This window comes from Schwartzia sp. (in: firmicutes) (assembly GCF_978017985.1).
In genome coordinates this window covers 1-3011 of the sequence record NZ_CDXDFU010000045.1, presented here as the reverse complement: position 1 = coordinate 3011, position 3011 = coordinate 1, and the positions used below count along the sequence as shown (strand labels likewise).

General features: G+C 47.4%; 2 protein-coding genes. Both read left to right on the top strand.

Features of this window, described 5'->3' with window-relative positions; genetic code table 11:
- Positions 1-175: 175 nt before the first annotated feature.
- The gene (htpG, locus tag ACY69O_RS02205; protein ID WP_462331836.1) at positions 176-2131 is read left to right on the top strand and encodes a molecular chaperone HtpG; all 1956 of its coding nucleotides are present in this window, start codon (positions 176-178) and stop codon (positions 2129-2131) included.
- 299 nt (positions 2132-2430) lie between these two features.
- Positions 2431-3011 (top strand): bile acid:sodium symporter family protein (locus ACY69O_RS02200; RefSeq protein ID WP_462331837.1); only part of this gene is annotated, 581 nt, incomplete at its 3' end.

Sequence of the window (3011 nt, the reverse complement as noted above, 5' to 3'; positions counted from 1 at the left end):
CTCAGCAGCGGAAAAAATGGTTTTTTGCTCCCGCGGTTCAGAAGAAAGAATCGCTATTGACCATTTGACTTTTTCAAAAACTGTAATATAATAGAAGCATGCAAAAAGAGATGAGGCGCCGATGGTGCCTCTTTCTTTGTGATTCGAAATTTTTATGAAAGGGAGCAATAACCCAATGGCAAAGGAAAAACACGAATTTCAAGCAGAAACAAAACAACTGTTGGACCTTATGGTTCATTCCATTTATACGAATCATGAGATCTTCCTGCGCGAGCTCATTTCCAACGCTTCGGACGCAATCGACAAGGTGCATTTTGAGGCGCTGACGAACCGCGAGCTTCTTGAAGGAGACGAATCTTATGAGATTTTCCTTGTACCTGACAAAGAAAGCCACACTCTGACAATCTCCGATAACGGTATCGGTATGACACTTGAGGAAGTAATCGAAAATATCGGTACTATCGCGAAATCCGGTACAAAAGCATTCCTCGAAAAGCTGAAGGAAGCAAAGGAATCCGACTCCGCAGTAAATGACAAAGATATGATCGGTCAGTTCGGTGTAGGCTTCTATTCTGCATTCATGGTGGCTGATAAGGTTGTCATCACCACACGCAAGGCAGGAGAAAAGCAGGCTGTACGCTGGGAGTCCGACGGCAGTGGTTCATTCACGACAGAGGAATGCGAGAAGGAGAAGCGCGGCACGTCCATTACGCTTTTCCTCGGAAAAGATTTCTTTGGCGATTCCACAGAGGAAAACTACGAAGACCAGTACACGCTGGAGCGTCTCGTAAAGAAATACTCCGATTATGTCCGTTACCCGATTAAGATGAACTGGGAGACGGAGGAAATGCCCCGTGACGCAGAAGGAAAAATCATTCCTGACTCAAAACCTGAGAAAAAAGTTGAAATCCGCACGCTGAACTCCATGCAGCCGCTCTGGACCAAAGGCAAGAGCGATATTTCTCAGGACGAATACAACGAATTCTATAAGAACCAGTTCCGCGAATGGGAAAACCCGATGGAGATTTTCCATGTGAACGCAGAGGGTGCTGTTGAATTTACTGCTCTTATGTTTATTCCGGGCAGCGCGCCGTTCAACCTCTACCATGCTGATTACGAGCCGGGCCTGCAGCTTTATTCCCGTCACGTATTCATCATGGATAAATGCAAGGATCTTCTCCCTGACTACCTGCGCTTTATCAAGGGCCTCGTTGACTCTCCGGACCTCTCGCTGAACATCTCCCGTGAGCTTCTTCAGCAGAGCCGTGAGCTCAAGGTTATCGGCAAGAACCTTGAAAAGACAGTTCTCAAAACACTCGCAAAGATGCTCGAAAAAGAGCGTGAGAAATACGAGGAATTCTGGGGTAAGTTCGGCAAATCCCTTAAAATCGGCGTTTACGGCAGCATCTACAGTGGCGGAGATACAAAGGACAAGCTGAAAGACCTTCTCCTTTTCGAAACATCTAAGGAAGGCAAGCTGGCATCACTCAAGGAATATAAAGAGCGTATGCCTGAGAGCCAGAAGAAGATTTTCTTCGCAACAGGCAAAGACAAGGCTATCATCAACGAACTGCCGCAGATGGAGCTTCTGCGGGAAAAGGGTATCGAAGTTCTGTACCTTACTGACCCGGTTGATGAATTCTGCATTGAGGCGCTGCATGAATACGACGGCAAGGAATTCCAGTCCATCAGCCGTGGCGAGCTTGACCTCGGTGATGCTGAATCCGAGCAGGAGAAAAAGGAAACCGAAAACATCGCTAAAGAAAACGGCGACCTCATGAAGGACATCAAAGAAGTTCTCGGAGACAAGGTAGGCGAGGTCAAAGTATCCAGCCGCCTGAAATCCGGTGCTGTATGTCTTGTCGCTTCCGCAGAAGGCCCGTCCCTCTCCATGGAGCAGACCTTCTCCGATATGGACAACCCGATGTTCAAGGCAAAACGTATCCTTGAAATCAATCCGAAGCATGACCTTTTCGGACGCCTGCAGCAGCTTCATGCAGCAGGAAAGGACAATCAGGAATTCAAGGACTACTGCGATATGCTCTATACGCAGGCACTCCTTATCGAGGGCATCATGCCTGATGACCCTGTAGCCTTCGCGAACAAAGTCGCAAAACTCATGGCTAAGTAAACAGAACGAAAATCGTATAGCGTGATGTATAGAAAACTCTGCCTTTTGTGCAGAGTTTTCTTGCAATTACGAATGAAATATGCTATTCTAAGCCACGGGTATTGATAACATCTCATTTGGGAGTTATACAAAACACACTCAACTCACAACAAAACGACTGCTTGGATCATGTGACCGAGACAGAGAATCACACCATTGGAGATATTTCTGCGCCTTTCGGTCATTGCCGGAAGGCGCTTTTTTGTGGGACTCCCAAGGAAAAAGTGGAGGGATTTTCCGTGAAAAAATTTTGTAAGCTTATGGTAGACAACATGGCAGTGCTGGTAATACTGGTATCTGTCCTTGCAGTCGTTTATCCGCCTTCTCTGACATGGGTCGGGCCGTGGGTATCTATCATGCTCGGAATCGTCATGTTCGGTATGGGTATGACGCTGAAATTCGAAGATTTTCGTATGCTGGCAAAACGCCCGTGGGAAGTAGGTATCGGGGCGCTTGCACAGTTCACAATCATGCCGGCTGCAGCATGGGTTTTGGTAAAAGCATTCAATCTTCCGCCGGAGCTTGCAATCGGCGTAGTGCTCGTAGGAACATGCCCGGGCGGTACGGCATCAAACGTTATTGCATACCTTGCAAAGGGTGACGTTGCTCTTTCCGTTGCAATGACCATGACGACAACACTCCTTGCTCCTATCGTTACACCGTTCGTAACGTGGTTCCTTGCAGGAGCATGGGTAGATATTTCACTCACAAAAATGATGATTTCCATCGCACAGATGGTTTTGGCACCGGTTATTCTCGGACTTCTGATGAACGAGTTCTGCGGCGGATTTGTTAAACGCGTAATGCCTGTACTGCCGCTGGTTTCCGTCATCACTATTGT

Excerpts from the sequence above, each read along its gene's own strand:
- htpG (WP_462331836.1), top strand. The coding sequence starts at position 176 with ATGGCAAAGGAAAAACACGAATTTCAAGCAGAAACAAAACAACTGTTG.